Raw genomic sequence first — 19,717 nt, forward strand, 5'->3', positions numbered from 1 at the left:
GTTAAATTAAAGAAACTTCACTATCCCTAGCTAATGGACCTGACCCCTGAATGACAGCCTTTTGGATACTTCTTGCAATACTTTATATTTTAGTACTGTTTTGGATCGCAAAATGGGGGGATAAAGACAGCCCTAACGCAAGACGCCTAACACGTCACCCTCTCGTATACAGCCTTTCACTTGCAATCTACTGTACCGCATGGACATTTTATGGGGCCATCGGCGAAGCTGCTCGCTCTGGATGGAGTTATCTGCCGATACTACTGGGCCCTGTTTTGTTATATACCTTTGGCTTTCGTATTCTTAAGAAAATGATTTTTGTTAGCCACCGTCAAAACATCACGTCCGTGGCAGACTTCATCTCCTCAAGATATGGCAAGCGACCACTCACAGCGCCGTTGGTCATTCTTATTTGCATGCTCGCGGTTATCCCCTATATCGCGCTTCAACTAAAAGCCATCGGCTCAAATTTGGCACTTTTCGTCAACCAAGATGAATCCTCAACCAGTCTTGTCGTACTTGCCTCAACCATACTGATTGGTGTGTTTGCGATGTTATTTGGTACTCGAAAAGTCGAAGTAACTGAGTACCGATCAGGTATGATGCTTGCCATTGGTAGTGAGTCCTTATTTAAACTCGCCGCTGTGATTGCTGTAGGCCTTGTTGCTATATTCGCGGCACGAGCTAGCTCACTCGCTGACTTTATCGATGTAACAGACCTCAGCGCATGGAGCACGGATACGATAGTTTCATTCCCATTTATCATGCAAACCGTTATGGCTGCTGCTGCCGTAATCTGCTTACCTCGTCAGTTTCATGTCACTATTGTTGATCATCAAAATAGTCGACAATCTAATACCGCACGCTGGGTGTTTCCGCTCTACTTAGCGATTTTTGCCGCTTTAATCCCTCCCATCGCCCTCGTTGGCCAAAGCCTATTCGACAGTACGATCAATGGTGACACCTACGTTATTCAATTTGCGTTAGAGTCTAATAATCTGCCATTACAGATTTTAATTTTCTTAGGCGGGATGTCGGCAACAACAGCGATGGTGATTATCGCTACTTTTGCTCTGAGCATCATGATAAGTAACGATGTCATATTGCCTCTGATGATTGCTCGTAATTCCTCACAAAAGCAGGGGTTACCAACATACCAGAGACGGATTCTCTGGATTCGCCGAATCGCCATGGTCGGCATTTTGGCATTGGCATTTATTTACTATCAGGAAATGGCTAACAGCGAGTCACTGTCCAGCACTGGTCTGATCGCTTTTTCTCTTGTTTTTCAGCTCGTGCCAGCTGTCATCGGTGGGTTATATTGGAAACGGGGGCATGCCTACGGCGTCTATACCGGTCTCACATTAGGCTTTTTGTGCTGGTTTCTTTGGATGATGCTTCCGATTACAGGTAGCGTAAACTCGACCTCATTTGGCAATTACAGCTCTCGAACCGAACTCATCAGCTACGGCGCACTCATTAGCTTAATCGCCAATGTCATTGGCTATGTATTGGGATCGCTTCTAGCGTCAGAACGCTTGGTTGATCGAATCCAAGCCACCGCATTTGTAACACCAACATCAGAAATCGAGACGGGCTTTTTCAAACCCAAGAGCAAAGCGCTTAATAGCGATCTGTTTGTTTTGCTAGAGACCTTTTTGGGTGAACAGAAGTGTGCCGAAGTCATTCGCTCATTCGAGCAAACTTATCACGAAAAAGTATCCAGCAATCGAGGTCCATCAAAACACTTCGTAGGGTATTGTGAACGTGTGCTAGGTGGGGTACTTGGTGGCTCATCCGCTCGGACCATAGTCAACTCCTTGCTGGTAGACAAGCAGATCAAAATTGAAGAAATGGTGACCTATCTTGATGAGGCAACACAAGCCATTCAATTCAATCAAAGCCTCTTATTCGTATCATTGGATAACCTTGATCACGGCATTAGTGTGGTCGACAAGGACTTACGAATGGTTGCGTGGAACAAGACCTACGCAGCACTGTACCCATATCCAGAAGGTATGCTGAAAATTGGACTACCTGTAGAGGAGTTGATTCGTTTCAACGCCGCCAATGGAGAATGCGGAGTGGGTGATGTCGAAGAGCTTGTAAGTAAACGCTTGGAGCACCTTCGTAAAGCCACAGGGCATCGATTCTTACGCCGACGAGCCAATGGTCGAGTCATCGAAATGGTAGGCAACCCCTTACCTAATGGCGGTTTCGTAACCTCCTTCACAGATGTCACTGAACATATAGAAAGTCAGCGAGCGCTGAAAGATGCCAATATAGATTTAGAAAAACGGGTGGTTGCTCGAACCCAAGAAGTTCAAGGCATTAACCAAGAGCTAATGCAAGAGATAGAACGACGCGCCCAAGCAGAACAAGAGCTGTTGTCTGCAAAGGCAGAAGCAGAGAGAGCCAACGCCTCAAAAACGGAGTTTCTAGCGTTAGCAAGTCATGACATTCTACAACCCTTGAACGCTGCTAAGCTATATTTGGGTGCGCTCCAAGACAGCAATGTCGGTGGGGAAGCAAAAACAACATTGGACAAATTAGGCGACTCGCTGGAGTCTACCGAAACACTCATTGCTACATTACTTGAGATCGCTAGACTCGATCAGGGGGCCATTCGTCCCACACTCACTGATGTTGATATAGCGGCTATTCTTGATCCGATCGTCGCCGAATTCGGGGTAATCGCCCAAAGCAAACATCTATCTCTTACGACTCACATTCGGCCTTGTCGTGTACATACCGACCCGGTATACCTTCGCCGTATTATTCAGAACTTTGTGTCCAATGCGGTCAAATACACGAGTCACGGCCGCGTGTTGATTTCTGTACGCCCGATAAAGGATCAGGTCAATATTCAAGTATGGGATACAGGGGTAGGCATTCCAGCACCTGAGCAGGCAAAAGTTTTTGAAGATTTTTACCGCTGGGAAAACAATAACGAACCAGGTATGGGCTTAGGGCTTGGGCTTGTTCGACGCATGCAAAGATTGTTAGGTGTTACAACTCGCGTCAAATCAACACCTAATAAAGGCAGCTGCTTTACCATTCTCGTTCCAAAGGCGCACAACCAACTCAGTAATGCCAAGGCAATCCCAAAAGAAACCGTGAGTAGGATTAATAAAGAACTAGAAATGTGCCATGTATGGTGCATAGACGATGATTCAAATAATTTAGAAGCGATGGCAACGTTATTGAGCAAATGGCACTGTACATATCGAACATTCTCTCGTTATGAAGACGCCCTAACGGCACAGAGCAAAGATATTCCAGAATTATTATTGATGGACTACCAACTTAATGCCCAATATAACGGCCTTGAGTTGATTAAACGGTTACGAGAACGATTTGAGACGCCAATTCCCGCTGTTCTAATCACTGCAGTACGCTCTAACGAGCTGAGCGATCTTTGCCAAGCAGAAGATATTTCATATATGCCAAAACCAGCAAAGCCCGCAAAATTACGGGCTTTGGTACAACATATCGTGGGGCAGCGCCAGTCAGACTGACTAGGCGCTAGGTTCCGGTACTTGCAACCCACAGCCGCGCAAAATTATGTCACTCAGAGTATCTCCAATACGGATCAAATCTTGCTCGTCGTATTGATCTTTACCGGTCAACGCAAAGATTTGTGATTCAAAGTCCGCGTAGTGCTGTGTCGTCGACCAAATCATAAAGATCAACGCAGCAGGATCAACACGGCGCATTTTACCCGCTGCGATCCACCCTTCGATAACACCCAGGCGCGACTCAAACCATGGCCTCAGATCCTCTTTGAGATAATCTCCAATATGGTTTGCACCTTGGATGACTTCTTGCGCAAAAATGCGTGACGAACGCCCGCACTCAAAGCTTTGACGTAGTTTGGTACGAATTAAACTATCCAATACAACTGCGGGGTCATCTTCGATACTCGCTTTATCAAACAAGTCATTCCAACTGTCCGCTATATTATTGAGAACCTGTTTGTATAAATTTGCCTTAGATTGAAAGTAATACACAATGTTTGGCTTCGGTAATCCAGCACGCTCTGCAATATGCTGCAGGCTGGCACCGCCAAAGCCTTTCAACCCAAATTCAATTTCAGCCGCTTCTAAAATACGCGAAAAAATTTCTTCACGATTGGCCTGACGCTTACTCATGATATAAAAGATTCCTTACCTTTATCGACGTATGTGATCAATTTGATCATTCACTAAGGTTCCGGGCGCAAGCTCAAATGCTTGTCCAAAACCTTTTACATATCGCCCAGTTACAGGACGCAATTCAAACATATAGAAATCGTTAAGTTGTAATAACTGATCAACAATCTCGCCGTGACGATTTTGCAACGCACGAGTAGCTAACTCCCAAACGCAATCCTGTCTCGAAATGGGTAAGACGGATACTTCATATTGAAGACGTCGGCGAGCGTAGATATTACCACTAAGTGATTCATCTTCGATGATCAACACCGACGCATTATGCACTGCCCGCAGCGCATGAGTATGTTCTGCTAACTCACTAACCAATATATAGAAAGCACCGTCTACCAAAGCAAAGGGCGAATAAGAAGCAATAGGAGCGTTTAAGCTTGAAACAGACAACATCAAGCTTTTAGTAGCGCTCAAAAATAGCTTTATTTCTTCGACCAACTCACGGGCCAATCGTTGATTCTTCAATGCTCACTTCGCCACTAAATTAAATGCCTAACAGTTCTTTCATTTCCGCTGCGGTTGTCAGCTTTCCTTCATCTTCAATATTTGGGAATACTGCTAAGGTAATATTGTCTTTCTCTAAGCTTGGCAGCCACAATGTGGTAAATGTCTCAAATGAAATTTCAACTGGCTCACAGTCGTCCCATTCTTCTACTGCCCATTGCGCAGCGAAATCAGCGTCAGGCCACACCATGACGCAATCACCGTCATCAGTCTCTACCATCACGAAGCCTTCTTCATTACTTAGGCTCCAAACCGATTGATGCTCCTTCACACTCTTAACAAAAAACTCTAGGCGCACGTCATCGGTTGCGGCTAACAATTGAATTCGCTGGTCTAACGATAACTCTTCACTCATAAAAAATACTCTTAATCAGCTTAAAACAACGCAACTTCGGCGTCTGTAAGTGGTCGATAGGCGCCTTCTTCAAGTCCAGCTAAACTCAGGCTAGCGATTTTTTCTCGATGAAGTTGGACAACTCGATTTCCTGTGGCGGCAAGCATACGTTTGACTTGATGATATTTTCCTTCGCTAATCGTCAGAAGAATTTGATTTTCATCAACTCGCTCAACCTCTGCGGGTGCTGTCAGCCCCTCTTCATTGTTCAACTGCACGCCCTGACACAAGTTTTCGATTGCCTCATCCGTCACAGGATCTGACGTCCATACACGATATTGTTTCGGGCATTGGCTTTTGGGGGAAGTTATGCGGTGCAACCATTGACCATCCGTTGTAAGCAATAAAAGCCCCGTTGTATCGATATCAAGTCGCCCCACTACACGGAGATCTTTTAGATCAGGTTGAGCAATAAGATCTAGCACAACAGCATGCTCACTATCTTCCGTAGCACAAACAAAACCCACGGGTTTATTCATGACAAAATACTTTTCGCGTGGCCAGCTCAGTTGTTCATCAAGAAAAAACACATCATCATCTGCCGTAACTATGCGATTAGCTTTTTTGACTTCTTCTCCATTAACCTTAATAAGACCACGGCCAATGCGAACTTTTGCTTCTTTGCGGGAAAGGCCCAACGTATGGGACACATAAAAATCTAGACGAACAGATGGATCAGTAAACGGTTTAGACATAGAGATCTTGGGTAGGCTCGATAGGTTTGTAGTAAATCGCACAATCATAGAATGTCCCCATGACAGTACGAGAATATTTAGGGACTTCGCCAACTTGATGCCAGCCTTGCTGCGTGAGTATCGTTTCAGCTAAATCACCAACACGCGTATCACACGTTAAAAGCTGCCGATTAAGCGATGCTGCCACTTTTTCCACGCCTTGTAGAAGCGACCTACCTAAGCCTTGGCCTTGATAAGAAGATAGCACCATCCATTTTTCAATGCCGGCGCGGTGCAGCGCATTTGCTTTGGCGTATAGCTCTAGCTGTATTGCTCCCACCACTTTTTCGTCTACTCGCACTAACACAATTTGGCGCGAGTTATGTTGTATTTCATCGTTAATACAATGCCAGTAATCAATCGCTTCCTGCTCGCTTAAAGGCGGCAAAAAGCCAATGGCAGCACCATTGTCAACTGCGTCGATGAGCAATTCAACAAGGTCATGAAGGTATGGAGTGAGGGTATCAACCTTGAATAGATCCAACGGTGAAGGTCCTTTCATTAACACATTTCGGTTAATGATACCTGACCCACACCGTTTAAGGAACGAAGATTGGTCAGACTAAAGTGAAACGGCGTAACGACCAGGCTTGTGGTTCATGACGAGAATGAAGTTCAGTATAACTGCGCCAAAAATAGACATCGCAATTAATTGAAGGTCGACGATAAAGATCGATAAAAATACCACAATACAATCCACAGTCATCATGAATTTACCAACGGGTATGCCACGAGTCTGAAATAAGTAACGCGCCATAATATTCAAACCACCTAGACTTGCGTTGTGGCGGAACAGCATCAGAAAACCAATCCCCACCAAGAAGCTACCAACAATAGTCGCATAGAAGGGATGAATGTTCTCAAGTTGTAAAAACATAGGAGTGATATCAGAAAACGCAGAGACTAGGAATACGGCTAAAAATGTCTTTAACGTAAAATCCCAACCTATACGTCGAATCGCCAACCAATAAAACGGCAAGTTAATGACAAAGAAGATTTGGCCGAACGAAAAAGCAGAAATATAACTAAACAAAAATGCTATCCCCGCTGTTCCACCCGTCAATAAGCCCACTTGCGTATAGAAGTTGATACCAAGAGCAATCATCACGGTGCCTGCGAAAATTGCCTGAGCATCTTCTAACCAAGTGTGCCGATGAATTTGGGGCGCAGCCACAGCCATATTAACCTCTCAAAGTTGTTGAATTGAGAGGCTATTTTAGTCGTTACAAGGGGTCTACTCTAGGGCATCACATCACGCAATATTGCAGCTTGCGACAAGAGTGTACAAAAAATTGTACACTCACATTTCCGGCTAACAGGCACTCACTGTTTAGCAGTCGGCACTACCATTCAATTCCCTGCTGGGCTTTTACGCCATGCGCAAACGCGTGACGCTCATCGGCTATTTTGCTGTGCGTATCGACTGTGTCGATAAGCGCTCGCGGTGCGGTACGCCCAGTCATCATCACATTCTGATTGACAGGTCGTGAGGCCAACGCTTGCAGCAAGTCCGCTACATTTAGATAACCGTATTTGTACATATAGGTAATTTCGTCCAGCAAAACGAAATTGATATCTGGATTAGACAAGGCTTGCTGAGCAACGGCCCATGCTTGGTTGGCCGCTTCTTGCTCTAATTCAGGGTTGCGGGTTTCCCAAGTAAAGCCGTGCCCCATTACGTGAAAATCGACCTGTGGGTGTTTACCAAAAAATAATTGCTCTCCCGTCGCTTTACGACCTTTGATAAACTGTACAACCGTCGCATAATGACCATGACCCAACGCCCGAGCCATGGTACCAAAAGCGCTTGAACTCTTACCCTTGCCATTCCCCGTCAACAGGATTGAAACGCCCCTTTCTTCTGTCGCCGCGGCAATACGTTGATCAACCACTTCTTTTTTTTTCAGGCGTTTTGCCATCTCAATGTTTGCCAACTCTTCTTCAGTTCGTTTGGTTGTCATGATTCTCTCTTTTTGTACAGTAACCAACTTGGGTAATAGAGGCCTTTATGGATAGCAAAAAGCCTTAATATAAAAATCAACAACGCTGAATAAATCGCGTTATATTCATGAAACGGTATATTCCGCTCCAGCAAAACAACGAGCAATGCTCCCAAAAAAGCAGGTGTCGCATAAAACTCTCTGCCTAATACAAGTGGCGGCCGATGGCTCAGTAGATCGCGCATCATGCCACCAGCAACACCAGTCGTCACACCCATTGTCATCGCGATAATCGGTGAGAACCCCATGTTTAGAACACTCTCTGTCGCCACAACAGTAAAAAGAGCGAGGCCAAATGAATCCGCATAATGGAACACTTGTTGTCGATTTTCGATCACACGCACACCGAAAAAAGCAAAAACCGACGACAGGATCGCCACCCACAAATAAGAGGTATCGTTGACCCAATAAACTGCGTCGAGCCGTAACACTACATCGCGTATCGTGCCGCCTCCCAGTGACGCCACCATGCCCAACAAAACAATGCTAAACAAATCCATATTACGGCGCCCTGCGGATATCACACCAGTGATCGCAAACGCGGCAATACCAATCATGCCCAAAATATAAAGCAACATATTCGTTCTCGTTATTTAGCCCAATCCCCAGCACCCAAGCGTTGCAGAACAGCGTACCCCGGCCCCAACTCTAGCTCGGTAATCGTAGAGTAACTTGGATTAAAGCAGTGGCAATGTGTCAATGGGATACCGCATAACTCCGCCACTAACACTTTTATGACACCTGAATGAGTCACCAGTACAGTATCTTGATCAGTAGCTATGACACCTTCGAGCCAGCCCATCACCCGTTTAGTCAGAGCCGTCAGCGATTCACCGTCGTACGGAGCAGCATGGGCTAAATCCGCTCCCCATTGATCTATTTCTGCTTTGGGAATATCTTGCCAAAGGCGACTTTCCCACTCACCAAAATCAATCTCTTTTATGGCATCAACAGCGTCAGAATGAGGAGCAATGGCCTTAGCAAGCAACGCAGTTCTGCTTAATGGACTATGGAAAAACTGCCACTGAACGTCAGCGTATTGCGTGGCCAAACAAGAGGAAATTGCTTTTGCATCTGCGAACCAATCTTCAACCAAAGGAACATCGGTTTGCCCGTAACACAGACCTAACGGTACATCTGGCTTAGGATGCCGTATTAATAACAACTTCATTTATGCCACCCAACCAAGTAAAGAAAATAGTACGGCAATTTCAGCAACTTGTTCGGCTGCGCCTAGCGTATCGCCATTGTAGCCATTAAGGCGACGTTTAAAATACACGACGCATAGGATATACAGGACTGCTAGCATGGCGATAATTCTCAGCAACGCATCCAATCCAGCCAAGCCTATAGCAATGGTGACTGTTGCAGCTAACCACGCCCATCCTCTCGGAGTGAAAGGAGAGATCATTGCTTTAGCTTTACTTTGTCCTTGAGAGACATACGTTAAACTTTGCATTAGCAAGATCGGCAGCCAACGCGCGACCATGTGGACCACAAGCCAGCCTAACAATACCCCATAAAGCGAGTTCACCGACTCCGTAACGATCCACAGACTCAATAACCACCATTTGAGCGCAAACGAAAAGATCCCAGCGATTACCCCATAACTTCCGACACGGCTGTCTTTCATGATGATTAAACGCTGCTCTGCGCTCCAGCCGCCCACTAAGCCATCAGACGCATCTAACAAGCCATCTTCATGAAACGCGCCCGTAATCAAGACAGCACTGAGCATCATTAACACGGCTTGAAATTCTGCCGTCCAAGCATTGAACAACAGTGGCCAAGCGCTCAACAAGCCTACAATCACACCAACATAAGGCAAAAAGCACACGCTAGGCGTATGCTTTCTAGAATCGTTCCAATCAATATTCAGAGGGATTCGAGTATAGGTGGCGATGCTTCTCATAAGCCCTCGCCAGTCCTCAAATAGACTAGGTGGCATTACTTACCCCAGCGGATTCAAAGCTCGCCATGTCATTAAAGAAAGCCACAGCGCTTTGGATTATCGGATATGCCAAGATAGCACCTGATCCTTCTCCAAGACGTAAATCCAGCTTTAAGATGGGTCTAGCGTCGAACTCATTTAGCAGCTTACGATGCGCCTGTTCTCCCGATTGGTGTGCAAAAATCGCGTAATCCACCACATGTGCTTGCATTTGTTTTGCAAATAACAGCGCCACCGTACAGATGAAACCATCGACAACAAACGGCTTTTGTAATTCTGCACTGCGTAACATGGCACCAGACATGGCCAATATTTCTAAACCACCAACCTGTGTAGCGACCTCCCAAGGAGCCCATTCTCCAATCGGCTTATTCAGTGAAGTACTCGCGCGATTCAGCGCTTGAGTAAGAATGGCTGATTTTTGGGACACCCCCTCATCGTCTAGGCCGGTTCCACGACCTGTCGTTTCTTCAGCTCGCTGACCACTTATAGCACTGAGCATGCAGGAAGATACGCCCGTATTACCGATCCCCATCTCACCAAACATCAACAAATCCGTCCCTTGTGACACGACATTTGACACTTCGTCCGCACCAACACCTAAAGCTGTGTTGACTTCTTCCAACGTTAATGCAGCGTGTTCAGTGAAATCTTGGCTGCCATATGCGACTTTACGCTGAGCTAATAATGGATGGTCAGGCATATCAACTTTCACACCAACATCTATCACTTTTAGCGGCACATTATGTTGGCGGCAAAACACACTCACAGCCGCACCTCCAGCTAAGAAGTTACCGACCATCTGAGGAGTCACTTCTTGCGGAAACGCGCTCATCCCTTTCTCGACGGCACCATGATCGGCGGCAAATACCAGCATGTGCGCTCGTTTCATCTCAGGAACAAGGGTGTTCTGAATGCGGGCGACTTGATAGGCAAGAGCCTCTAAGCCACCGAGCGAACCGAGTGGTTTGGTTTTGGTATCAATCTTGTGTTGAATTTGGCTATCTAATGCATCGCTAATTGGCGTCACTTGAAATTGTTTTAGCACTTTTCACCTCACCGCTAAGCACCCGCTTTCGCGGCTCTTTGACGTACCACTTCGTACAAACAAACACCTGTCGCAACGGAAACATTCAAGCTACTGACGACACCACTCATTGGCAGTTTAACCAAATAATCACACTGTTCACGGGTCAAACGACGCATACCATCACCTTCCGCGCCCATCACGATTGCTGTCGGTATGGTTAGATCGTGCTCATAGACTGTTTGTGTTGCCTCGCCTGCAGTACCAAAAATCCAAACACCTAGATCTTGTAACTTTTTCATCGCTCGAGCCAAGTTTGTCACAGCAAATACAGGCATACTTTCAGCAGCACCACACGCCACCTTGCTCACCGTTGCATTGAGGGGCGCTGATTTGTCTTTGGGCATCACAACAGCATGCGCTCCTGCGGCATCTGCACTACGCAAACACGCCCCAAGATTATGAGGGTCTGTTATGCCATCAAGAATCACAATGAGCGGCACCTCCTCCAGACTTTCAACTAACCGAACAAGATCTTTGTCATCGCCTGCTTTGGTCACTTCTGCGAGCGCAACCACACCTTGATGCACAACACGCTCTTTGCTTTTACTAAACAACTGATCAAGATCTTTACGAGGTACTTGCTGAATGCGCAGCCCTTGCTTTTGACACAGCTGTATAATGCGCTGCATCTTTTTGTCATCACGTCCTTCCTGAAGTCGGATCTCTTTGACTTTACCTTTTTGGCCCAATGCATTCTCAACTGCATGCAGGCCGTATACCCAATCTAAATCTGCCATATGGCTTTAATACTCTTTATTCAGGAATGTTGTTAATCGCGTGCACGTGGCTTTGCATTCGCTTTTTTCTTAGGTTTAGCTTTTTTAGGCTTTGCAGCCGCCTTGACAGTCGATGATTTTTTAGCACCAGTCGCTTGTTTTTTTGCTTTATTTAAGCGTGCCTTCTTACCTTTTGAGATCTCTTTTTTCTTAGGCTTACGCTTTGACGGACTTTCTGCATTTTCTTTCGTCTGTGATTTTTCGTCGGTTTTCTTGCCCGTTGGTTTGACTCGACCACCCAACTCCATCGGAGGCAATTGAGCCAACTGCATATCCAATTCAGATATTTCATCACGATTCATACGTGACTTTTTCCTTGGCGCAGACTTCCCTTCAAGCAACTTCAAATCAATTTTACGTTGCTCTAAGTTCACATTAGCAACGGCAACACGCAATTGATCTCCCAAGCGATATACTTTACCGGTGCGTTCTCCAATCATGGCTTGATGCTCAGGATCATGCGTAAAGTAGTCATTACCCAACGCAGACACGTGGACAAGACCATCTACATACAGCCCTTCCAATTCAACAAACAAACCAAAAGGCGTCACAGCGGTGACCGTACCATCAAAAGATTCATCCAAATGCTGTTCGACATACTGACACTTCAGCCAAGATTCAACATCTCGAGTCGCTTCGTCGGCACGTCGCTCAGTATTGGAACAAGACTCACCAAGTTGGTCCATATCAGCATCATCATAGCCGTAAATTTTGTTCGCTTTTAAGGATGGACTACCAGGGACTTTATAAACCTGACGTAACTTCGGGGCACCCTCGCCACGAATAAGGTAGCGAATAGCGCGATGCACCAATAAATCAGGGTAGCGACGAATGGGAGAAGTAAAGTGTGTATAGGCTTCATAAGCGAGGCCAAAGTGACCAACATTGTCAGGCTGGTAAACTGCCTGAGACATAGAGCGAAGTAGCATGGTTTGGATACTACGCTTGTCGGATCGTTCCTGTATTTTATCTGCTAAGTCAGCATAATCGGATGGCGTAGGTTTTGCTCCACCTCCAAGCTCTAACCCCAAAATAGACAAGTATGTGCGCAGTGCAATCAACTTCTCTTCTTTCGGACCTTCATGGATACGATATAGCGCGGGAATGTTTGCCTTCAGCAGTAACTCCGCCGTCGCGACATTGGCGCACAACATACACTCTTCAATCAGCTTGTGAGCATCATTACGCTCTATCGGTACGATCTGATCAATCTTAGAGTTCTCATCGAACACCATGCGCGTCTCGACGGTATCAAAGTCCATCGCGCCACGCTCTTCACGTGATTGACGCAGCACTTTATACAAACCATTTAGATCATCAATATGTGTAACAATGTCCTTGTAGCGCTCGCGAAGCTCTTCGCCTTGCTCATCCAGCTCAGGAGCAATCATTTTTGCTACTTTGGTGTAAGTCAAACGCGCGTGAGAATTGATAATGCCTTCGTAGAATTTAAAGCCACGCATCTTACCGCGAGACGTCAACGAAATCTCTGCCACCATCGCCAAGCGATCGACATTTGGGTTGAGTGAACACAGACCATTCGACAACACTTCTGGCAACATGGGGACGACTCGGCCTGGGAAGTACACTGAGTTGCCCCGTAAAATCGCTTCTTCGTCTAGTGCAGTGCCTTTTTTGACATAATGTGAAACATCGGCAATGGCAACAAACAATTTCCAGCCACCCGGTGTTTTCTCACAATACACGGCATCATCAAAGTCACGGGCATCTTCCCCATCAATCGTCACAAACGGCGTCTGACGCAAGTCGACACGATGAGTCTTATCTTCTTCTGCCACTTCAGTTGTGAAATGGCGAGTTTGTTGAGCAACCGCTTTCGGCCACTCATTTGGGATCTCGTATTGGTGAATAGCGACATCAATTTCTAACCCGGGCGCCATAAAATCACCGAGGATCTTTTTCACAATACCTTTTGCCGCTGAGCGTCGCTCTGCGTAACTGACAATTTCTACTAATACATATTGACCATGCTTCGGCGCGAGTCCCGAGCCTTGATCGATCATAATGTCTTGGGAGATACGAGGATTTTCTGGTGTCACAAACGCAGAACCACTTTCTTCGTAGTAGCGCCCTACCAGTTGAGAGTGTTTGCGCTCTTTGATTTCCACGACAACAGCGTCTTGACGGCCGCGAATGGTTTTACCAGACGCACGAACCACCACTAGATCACCATCCATCACGGATTGCATTTGACGCTGAGATAAAAAGAGATCATCAGCATCTTTGCGCAATAGAAAGCCGTGGCCGTCCTTACTACCTTGCACGTACCCTTCAATGAGGTCTTCACTTGCAATCGGGGAATAAGCATCCCGAGCATCGCTGGTCAACTGATGATCACGACACATGGCGATCAAACGGCGGCGCGCAGCCTCTATGGAGTCTTCGTCTTTTAAGTTAAAGGCTTCGCACAACTCAGGATGCGTAACAGCACGACCCACCGAGGCAATGTGTTCTAATATATATTCTCGACTTGGGATCGGGTTGTCATATTTTGACGCTTCCCGATCTCGAAATGGATCTTGTGTTTTGTTTTTACTCAAACGATACCGTCCTATAATGAGAAGGACTTTCTTATAGCGCCCTTCTTTGAATGTACTATTTATGTGCCCAGTATAAGTTATTACGAATAATTACGCTCTAACGCCCACATCAATCTTCACTAAAGCTTCATCATCTAGTGAAATCACGGAGCACTTATCCGTAATTAGACGACAAAATGCCAAAATAAGTGGTTACATCCTGCCGTTTCTCGTTTTAACTAACCGCCCCATATAAAGAAAAGTGTGCATTCCTAGCTCAAAATATGACACATTTCTGTCAATACGGGCGAACCCATCTAAAAAGTTGATAGTTTCCAGCCTTTGACCCTAGTTTCTGTTTCGGCTTAAATGCATCTCTGCCATGATCTTGGTGGAAATTTCTTCCACAGACAGAAGTGTGGTATTAATCGATGGCAGCCGCTCTTGACGGTAAATCGCCTCAACTTCATCGATTTCGTAACGACACTGGCGCGGTGATGCGTACTTACTTGCCGCCATTCGGCCCGTACGAATTTCATGCAATCTGTTAGGGTCAATGGTAAGTCCATACAGCTTTTTACGATGAGGCCTTAGCACCGCCGGTAATCCGACGCTTGAAAAGTCATCTTCCGTCAATGGATAGTTCGCCGCTTTGATACCATATTGCATAGCAAGGTATAAACTTGTTGGCGTTTTACCTGAGCGTGACACCCCTAATAAAATGATCTCCGCTTCATCAAAATTACGCACAGAAGCGCCGTCATCATTGGCAAGCGCGTAGTTGACTGCATCGATTCGGCCATCGTACACCCCTTGCTTAATCCCATGTGCCTTTTGCGCCTGAGGCTGAGCAGGCACACCCAACGCTTTCTCAATTGGCGCTAACAAATCCCCAAATAGGTTATAACAGTGGCTGTTTGATGACTCGATGATCGCACGGATTTTTGGGTCGGAAATGGTGAAAAACACCAAAGTATTCTCGCCCTCAGGATCCTCTAAATGCAGCTGCTTACAAAAACCATTAGCCTGATCCGCCGTGGTAATAAATGGCACACTCTCTTTCTGAACGTCCACATCAAAAAACGATAGCATCGTCGAGCCGAACACTTCTGCGGTGATGGCGGTGCCATCCGAGACAAAATAGATCTTCACATAAACCCCTTTTTTGTTGTTATACAACGACATTTAAAAAATCGATTGAAATAAAACAACATCGAATAATCGATTTTACTCGCCAATCGAGCTCTTTCTACAATGGCCTTCGCCGTCTGTGTTTGGCAAGACGCAATAATAACAAACATGATAATAATTCTTTACGTGACAACTTGGAGTTCAGTGTGAGCAAATTTATTAAGTGGTTTAGCGATTTACGCCTCGATGATGTAGGTGAAGTAGGTGGAAAGAACGCCTCTCTAGGGGAGATGATATCCAACCTTTCAGACCTTGGTATTCAAGTACCCAATGGTTTCGCTACGACTGCTTATGCCTATCAAGCATTTTTAGAAGAAAGTGGTCTGAATCAACAAATTCACGACCTACTCGATTCGCTCAATGTCGATGACGTTCAAGCGCTAGCGGTCGCTGGCAAACAAATTCGTGAGTGGATTGAAACGGCCGACTTCTCTGACGAATTCAACCAAGAGATCGAAAAAGCTTACTCTGAGCTAGCACAAGACAACAGCGGCGCTTCATTCGCTGTACGCTCTTCCGCGACCGCTGAGGATTTACCTGATGCATCCTTCGCAGGGCAGCAAGAGACCTTCCTAAATGTACAAGGTCTCGACAATATCAAAGCATCCATCAAAGAAGTTTTTGCATCACTCTTTAATGACCGCGCGATTTCCTACCGCGTGCACCAAGGCTTTGAACATAAAGGTGTAGCGCTGTCCGCTGGTATCCAAAAAATGGTACGCAGCGACATTGGCTCTTCTGGCGTACTGTTCACACTGGATACAGAATCTGGCTTTGATGAAGTGGTTTTCATCACGGCGGCTTATGGTCTGGGCGAGATGGTTGTACAAGGTACCGTCAACCCTGATGAATACCATGTTCACAAACCAACGCTTGACGCGGGTCGTCCTGCGGTCGTACGTAAAACATTGGGCAGCAAAGCTCAAAAAATGGAATATGCGGATAAAGACAGCGGTGAACTCGTTAAAATCGTACCTGTCGCTTTAGCAGACCAAAATCGCTTTGCACTATCAAACGAAGAAATCGAAGACCTAGCGCGTCAAGCACAAATCATCGAAAAGCATTACCAGCGCCCTATGGACATCGAATGGGCCAAAGACGGTGAAGATGGCAAATTGTACATTGTACAAGCACGCCCAGAGACGGTGCGCTCTCAAGCTAACGCGCAAAGCATGGAACAATACACGTTGAAGCAAACTGGCCCTGTGCTAGTGACTGGCCGCGCTATCGGCCATAAAGTCGGCTCAGGAACAGTTAAGGTACTTAGCTCAATCAACGAAATGGACCGCATTCAAGACGGTGACGTCCTCGTAACAGACATCACTGACCCAGATTGGGAACCAATCATGAAAAAGGCGTCTGCGATTGTCACTAACCGTGGTGGTCGTACTTGTCACGCTGCAATCATCGCTCGCGAGCTTGGCATCCCTGCAGTGGTCGGTACTGGTGATGCAACAGACACCTTAACAACTGGACAAGAAGTCACCGTTTCATGTGCGCAAGGTGACATGGGGTTCGTGTACCAAGGCAATCTTGAGTTTGACGTTATTACATCTGAAGTCGGCAACATGCCAGAGCTTCCTGTCAAAGTCATGATGAACGTTGGTAATCCTAACCGCGCGTTTGATTTCGCAATGCTACCCAATGCGGGCGTAGGCTTGGCGCGACTAGAATTCATTATCAACCGAATGATCGGTATTCACCCTAAAGCGTTACTGAATTTTGATGATATGGACGCAGGTCTAAAAGAAGAGATCAACCATCGCATCGCAGGCTACGCAGGCCCAGTAGAGTTTTACGTTGAAAAGCTTGTAGAAGGCGTTTCGACACTGGCGTGTTCGTTCTCTAACAAACCCGTCATTGTCCGCTTATCCGACTTCAAATCTAACGAATACCACAACATGGTCGGCGGACCACGCTTTGAGCCCGATGAAGAAAACCCAATGCTTGGCTTCCGCGGTGCAGCACGCTACATCGATGATTCTTTCCGCGATTGTTTTGCGCTGGAGTGTGAAGCGATTCGTCGCGTACGCAACGAGATGGGCTTCACCAACGTACAAATCATGATTCCTTTTGTACGCACATTAGAAGAAGCCGCTCAGGTTACTGAGCTATTGGCGGAACAAGGCTTAGCGCGCGGTGATAACGGCCTTAAAGTCATCATGATGTGTGAGCTACCATCCAACGCACTGCTAGCCGATGACTTCCTAGAGTACTTTGATGGCTTCTCTATTGGCTCAAACGACCTAACTCAGCTAACGCTTGGTCTAGACCGTGATTCTGGCTTGATCGCTGATAAGTTCGACGAGCGCAACCCAGCGGTCAAAAAGCTTTTGAAAATGGCGATTGAAGCGTGTAAAGCGAAAGGAAAATATGTTGGTATCTGTGGTCAAGGCCCGTCGGACCATGCAGATTTTGCTGATTGGCTGGTTGCTCAAGGTATCGAAAGTGTTTCACTCAACCCTGACACCGTGGTTGAAACTTGGCTGCATCTTAGCGAGGTCATCGAAAACGCCTCACTAAGTCAGAACGCTGTATAGTCACAGCACTCTCTAAGTTGATAGCCCCGCATTGCGGGGCTTTTTTTATTCAGCGTAGTTGGCTATCTTTGCTGCCGCTGCGGTTATACAAAGCGCTCGAGCGTCTGGACGCCTCTTGCTCAGATTGACACTGAATGCATAACCGAACACCGGGAATCGCGACACGACGCCTCTCTGGTATCTCAGCATCACATTCTTCGCAAAACTCTAGGCTGTCTCCCACAGTTAACTGACTACGAGCCCGTTCAACCGCGGAATTGACCGTTGCATCAATCTGATCTTGAACCGCCCCGTCATGCGCCCAACCACTTGCCATAACCACCTCAAAAGCACTAACTAAAAACAAACGCCGAGTATAAAAATTAGTCTAATAACACTCAAGCGCTTACATTTAAATGTCGCTTTAGAGCAAATTAACAAGTGATCAAACCTACTTCCACAATGGCTTGCGGGTTTCATGATCCACATCCGCGGCACTAAGCCCGATGTCTTTCAGCTGTGACTCATTAAGTGTCTTCAACCGACTGCGAGTACGCCAATTATGAGCGATGATCGCAAGCGTCTTCCTCCATGCCTTAACCTTCACTCTATCTAATGTATGACTGTCACTGCACATACTGTCAGTAGTGCCTTCTTTTACACATCCAAACGGTTGATCTGAACAAGCATTCATAGCAATCACCTCTTCTCATGACGTTTCACGTTTACCTTATGTCTAAATAATCGACAATAAATTGGTTCACGACAAACGAGAAAAAGCGACCTATACTTAAGATAAACTTAATCATAAAAGAGTTAAAAATGTCTTCCCGTCGCTCATTACCGCCACTAAAGTCCTTGCTGACCTTCCGTCATTCCGCCCAGACACTGAGCTTTAAAAAAGCAGCAGAACAACTGTTTGTGACACAAGCCGCCATTAGCCAACAAATTAAATCCTTAGAGCAAACCCTTGGCGTCGAGCTGTTTGAGCGACACACGCGCCAAATTAGCCTAACGGCGGGAGGGCAGTATTTGTATGATTATGTTGAGCGGGCATTTCTATCTTTAGAAGAAGGCGTTAAAGGCATTACAGAAGACCCTAACCCAAATACGCTAGTGATCAGCTCACTCCCTTCGTTTTCAAGCCGTTGGCTGGTATCACGCCTAGGACGCTTTCAAGCTCAAGCACCAGACATAAGTCTCCGTCTAAATCTCGATTCCGGCCTGTCAACATTTTCAGATAACGATTTGGACCTATGCATTCGCTTAGGGCGAGGTCAATACGAAGGGCTCACGTCAAAGCCTCTATTCGAGGAGCATTTAGTGCTTGTCTGCCACCCGTCCCTGATCAATATGAACAAGCCGATCAAATCTCAAATCAGCAATATTCCTGTCATCACTGACACAGGACCTGATGTAAAACATATCTGGCCAGTACTACAGCATTTTTTAGAAATGTACGACTTACCCATGAAATCCCAATTTCATACAACGGATTCCACCACGCTTATCGAAGCGCTACTGTCTCGTCAAGGCCTTGCCATGGCGCGCTATGGGTTGGTATACGACCAGATTGAAAAAGGGCAATTGATCTGCCCGATTCCGATTTATATGAAGTCTCAATATGACTTCTACCTCGTCGCCCCAGCTCCCCACTTTAAATATCAAAAAGTACAGAACTTCCAGGGTAATCCTCCCCTTTTTAATACAGCTTAAAAGTAGAGGTTATGCAGCCATTAGAGGTGGCTTACCTCCGTTGGCAGTATGTGGCCTTTCATGATTGTAAAACCACAGCCATTCTGTTGCATAGTCT

Annotated in this window: 20 protein-coding genes; 3 read left to right on the forward strand and 17 right to left on the reverse strand. The window is 46.2% G+C overall.

Annotated features, from left to right (window positions below; genetic code table 11):
- The first annotated feature begins 50 nt into the window (after window positions 1-50).
- Window positions 51-3,518 carry a hybrid sensor histidine kinase/response regulator gene (locus DN730_RS12425; RefSeq protein WP_115468462.1) on the forward strand — a complete coding sequence of 1,156 codons (3,468 nt, stop codon included), beginning with the start codon at window positions 51-53 and terminating at the stop codon, window positions 3,516-3,518.
- Here the strand turns inward: DN730_RS12425 and DN730_RS12430 are convergent, their stop codons facing one another.
- The 14 genes from DN730_RS12430 to DN730_RS12495 form a co-directional block, all read right to left on the reverse strand.
- A complete protein-coding gene (locus DN730_RS12430) occupies window positions 3,519-4,151 on the reverse strand; it encodes a TetR/AcrR family transcriptional regulator (RefSeq protein ID WP_115468463.1) in 633 nt (210 codons plus the stop codon).
- A 21-nt stretch (window positions 4,152-4,172) separates the two neighbouring features.
- Window positions 4,173-4,670 carry a HugZ family pyridoxamine 5'-phosphate oxidase gene (locus DN730_RS12435; RefSeq protein ID WP_147290580.1) on the reverse strand — a complete coding sequence of 166 codons (498 nt, stop codon included), beginning with the start codon at window positions 4,668-4,670 and terminating at the stop codon, window positions 4,173-4,175.
- A gap of 19 nt (window positions 4,671-4,689) precedes the next feature.
- A complete protein-coding gene (locus DN730_RS12440; RefSeq protein WP_115468465.1) occupies window positions 4,690-5,064 on the reverse strand; it encodes a DUF2750 domain-containing protein in 375 nt (124 codons plus the stop codon).
- A gap of 20 nt (window positions 5,065-5,084) precedes the next feature.
- On the reverse strand, window positions 5,085-5,798 hold the full coding sequence (locus tag DN730_RS12445) for a pseudouridine synthase (protein ID WP_115468466.1): 714 nt from the start codon (window positions 5,796-5,798) through the stop codon (window positions 5,085-5,087).
- The gene (locus tag DN730_RS12450) at window positions 5,791-6,339 is read right to left on the reverse strand and encodes a GNAT family N-acetyltransferase (RefSeq protein ID WP_245957960.1); all 549 of its coding nucleotides are present in this window, start codon (window positions 6,337-6,339) and stop codon (window positions 5,791-5,793) included. The genes DN730_RS12445 and DN730_RS12450 overlap by 8 nt, the downstream gene beginning before the upstream one ends.
- A gap of 60 nt (window positions 6,340-6,399) precedes the next feature.
- Window positions 6,400-7,017 (reverse strand): YitT family protein, encoded by a 618-nt coding sequence (locus DN730_RS12455; RefSeq protein ID WP_115468468.1) that lies wholly within the window; start codon window positions 7,015-7,017, stop codon window positions 6,400-6,402.
- Between the two features lie 163 nt (window positions 7,018-7,180).
- A complete protein-coding gene (gene cobO / locus DN730_RS12460; RefSeq protein WP_211313881.1) occupies window positions 7,181-7,798 on the reverse strand; it encodes a cob(I)yrinic acid a,c-diamide adenosyltransferase in 618 nt (205 codons plus the stop codon).
- Complete coding sequence (locus DN730_RS12465; protein ID WP_115468469.1) at window positions 7,795-8,415, reverse strand: trimeric intracellular cation channel family protein; 621 nt, start codon at window positions 8,413-8,415, stop codon at window positions 7,795-7,797. The genes cobO and DN730_RS12465 overlap by 4 nt, the downstream gene beginning before the upstream one ends.
- 11 nt (window positions 8,416-8,426) lie before the next feature.
- Window positions 8,427-9,008 (reverse strand): histidine phosphatase family protein, encoded by a 582-nt coding sequence (locus tag DN730_RS12470; RefSeq protein WP_115468470.1) that lies wholly within the window; start codon window positions 9,006-9,008, stop codon window positions 8,427-8,429.
- The gene (locus tag DN730_RS12475) at window positions 9,009-9,749 is read right to left on the reverse strand and encodes an adenosylcobinamide-GDP ribazoletransferase (protein WP_245957961.1); all 741 of its coding nucleotides are present in this window, start codon (window positions 9,747-9,749) and stop codon (window positions 9,009-9,011) included.
- A gap of 25 nt (window positions 9,750-9,774) precedes the next feature.
- Window positions 9,775-10,836: a nicotinate-nucleotide--dimethylbenzimidazole phosphoribosyltransferase gene (gene cobT, locus DN730_RS12480; protein WP_211313882.1), complete on the reverse strand. Its 1,062-nt coding sequence runs from the start codon at window positions 10,834-10,836 to the stop codon at window positions 9,775-9,777.
- A gap of 14 nt (window positions 10,837-10,850) precedes the next feature.
- Window positions 10,851-11,615 carry a 23S rRNA (guanosine(2251)-2'-O)-methyltransferase RlmB gene (gene rlmB, locus DN730_RS12485; protein ID WP_115468472.1) on the reverse strand — a complete coding sequence of 255 codons (765 nt, stop codon included), beginning with the start codon at window positions 11,613-11,615 and terminating at the stop codon, window positions 10,851-10,853.
- A 32-nt stretch (window positions 11,616-11,647) separates the two neighbouring features.
- Window positions 11,648-14,215: a ribonuclease R gene (gene rnr, locus DN730_RS12490; protein WP_115468473.1), complete on the reverse strand. Its 2,568-nt coding sequence runs from the start codon at window positions 14,213-14,215 to the stop codon at window positions 11,648-11,650.
- A gap of 327 nt (window positions 14,216-14,542) precedes the next feature.
- Entirely contained in the window at window positions 14,543-15,346 is an 804-nt protein-coding gene (locus tag DN730_RS12495; RefSeq protein WP_115468474.1) for a pyruvate, water dikinase regulatory protein, read from the reverse strand.
- 185 nt (window positions 15,347-15,531) lie between these two features.
- Between DN730_RS12495 and ppsA the strand changes: the two genes are divergently transcribed.
- Window positions 15,532-17,925: a phosphoenolpyruvate synthase gene (ppsA, locus tag DN730_RS12500; RefSeq protein WP_115468475.1), complete on the forward strand. Its 2,394-nt coding sequence runs from the start codon at window positions 15,532-15,534 to the stop codon at window positions 17,923-17,925.
- A 49-nt stretch (window positions 17,926-17,974) separates the two neighbouring features.
- Here ppsA and DN730_RS12505 read toward each other — a convergent pair whose 3' ends face one another.
- Together DN730_RS12505 and DN730_RS12510 are read right to left on the reverse strand one after the other, a co-directional pair.
- Window positions 17,975-18,241 (reverse strand): DksA/TraR family C4-type zinc finger protein, encoded by a 267-nt coding sequence (locus DN730_RS12505; RefSeq protein WP_115468476.1) that lies wholly within the window; start codon window positions 18,239-18,241, stop codon window positions 17,975-17,977.
- A gap of 114 nt (window positions 18,242-18,355) precedes the next feature.
- Entirely contained in the window at window positions 18,356-18,598 is a 243-nt protein-coding gene (locus DN730_RS12510; RefSeq protein ID WP_115468477.1) for a DUF1127 domain-containing protein, read from the reverse strand.
- Between the two features lie 128 nt (window positions 18,599-18,726).
- Here DN730_RS12510 and DN730_RS12515 point away from each other — a divergent pair, with 128 nt between their 5' ends.
- Complete coding sequence (locus DN730_RS12515) at window positions 18,727-19,620, forward strand: LysR substrate-binding domain-containing protein (protein WP_115468478.1); 894 nt, start codon at window positions 18,727-18,729, stop codon at window positions 19,618-19,620.
- Window positions 19,621-19,629: 9 nt separating this feature from the next.
- On the opposite strand, the gene DN730_RS12520 is transcribed toward DN730_RS12515, so the two are convergent.
- On the reverse strand, window positions 19,630-19,717 hold an 88-nt coding region (locus DN730_RS12520), incomplete at its 5' end, for an integrase core domain-containing protein (RefSeq protein ID WP_147290581.1).

Source organism: Marinomonas piezotolerans (assembly GCF_003362755.1).
GTDB classification, from domain to species: domain Bacteria; phylum Pseudomonadota; class Gammaproteobacteria; order Pseudomonadales; family Marinomonadaceae; genus Marinomonas; species Marinomonas piezotolerans.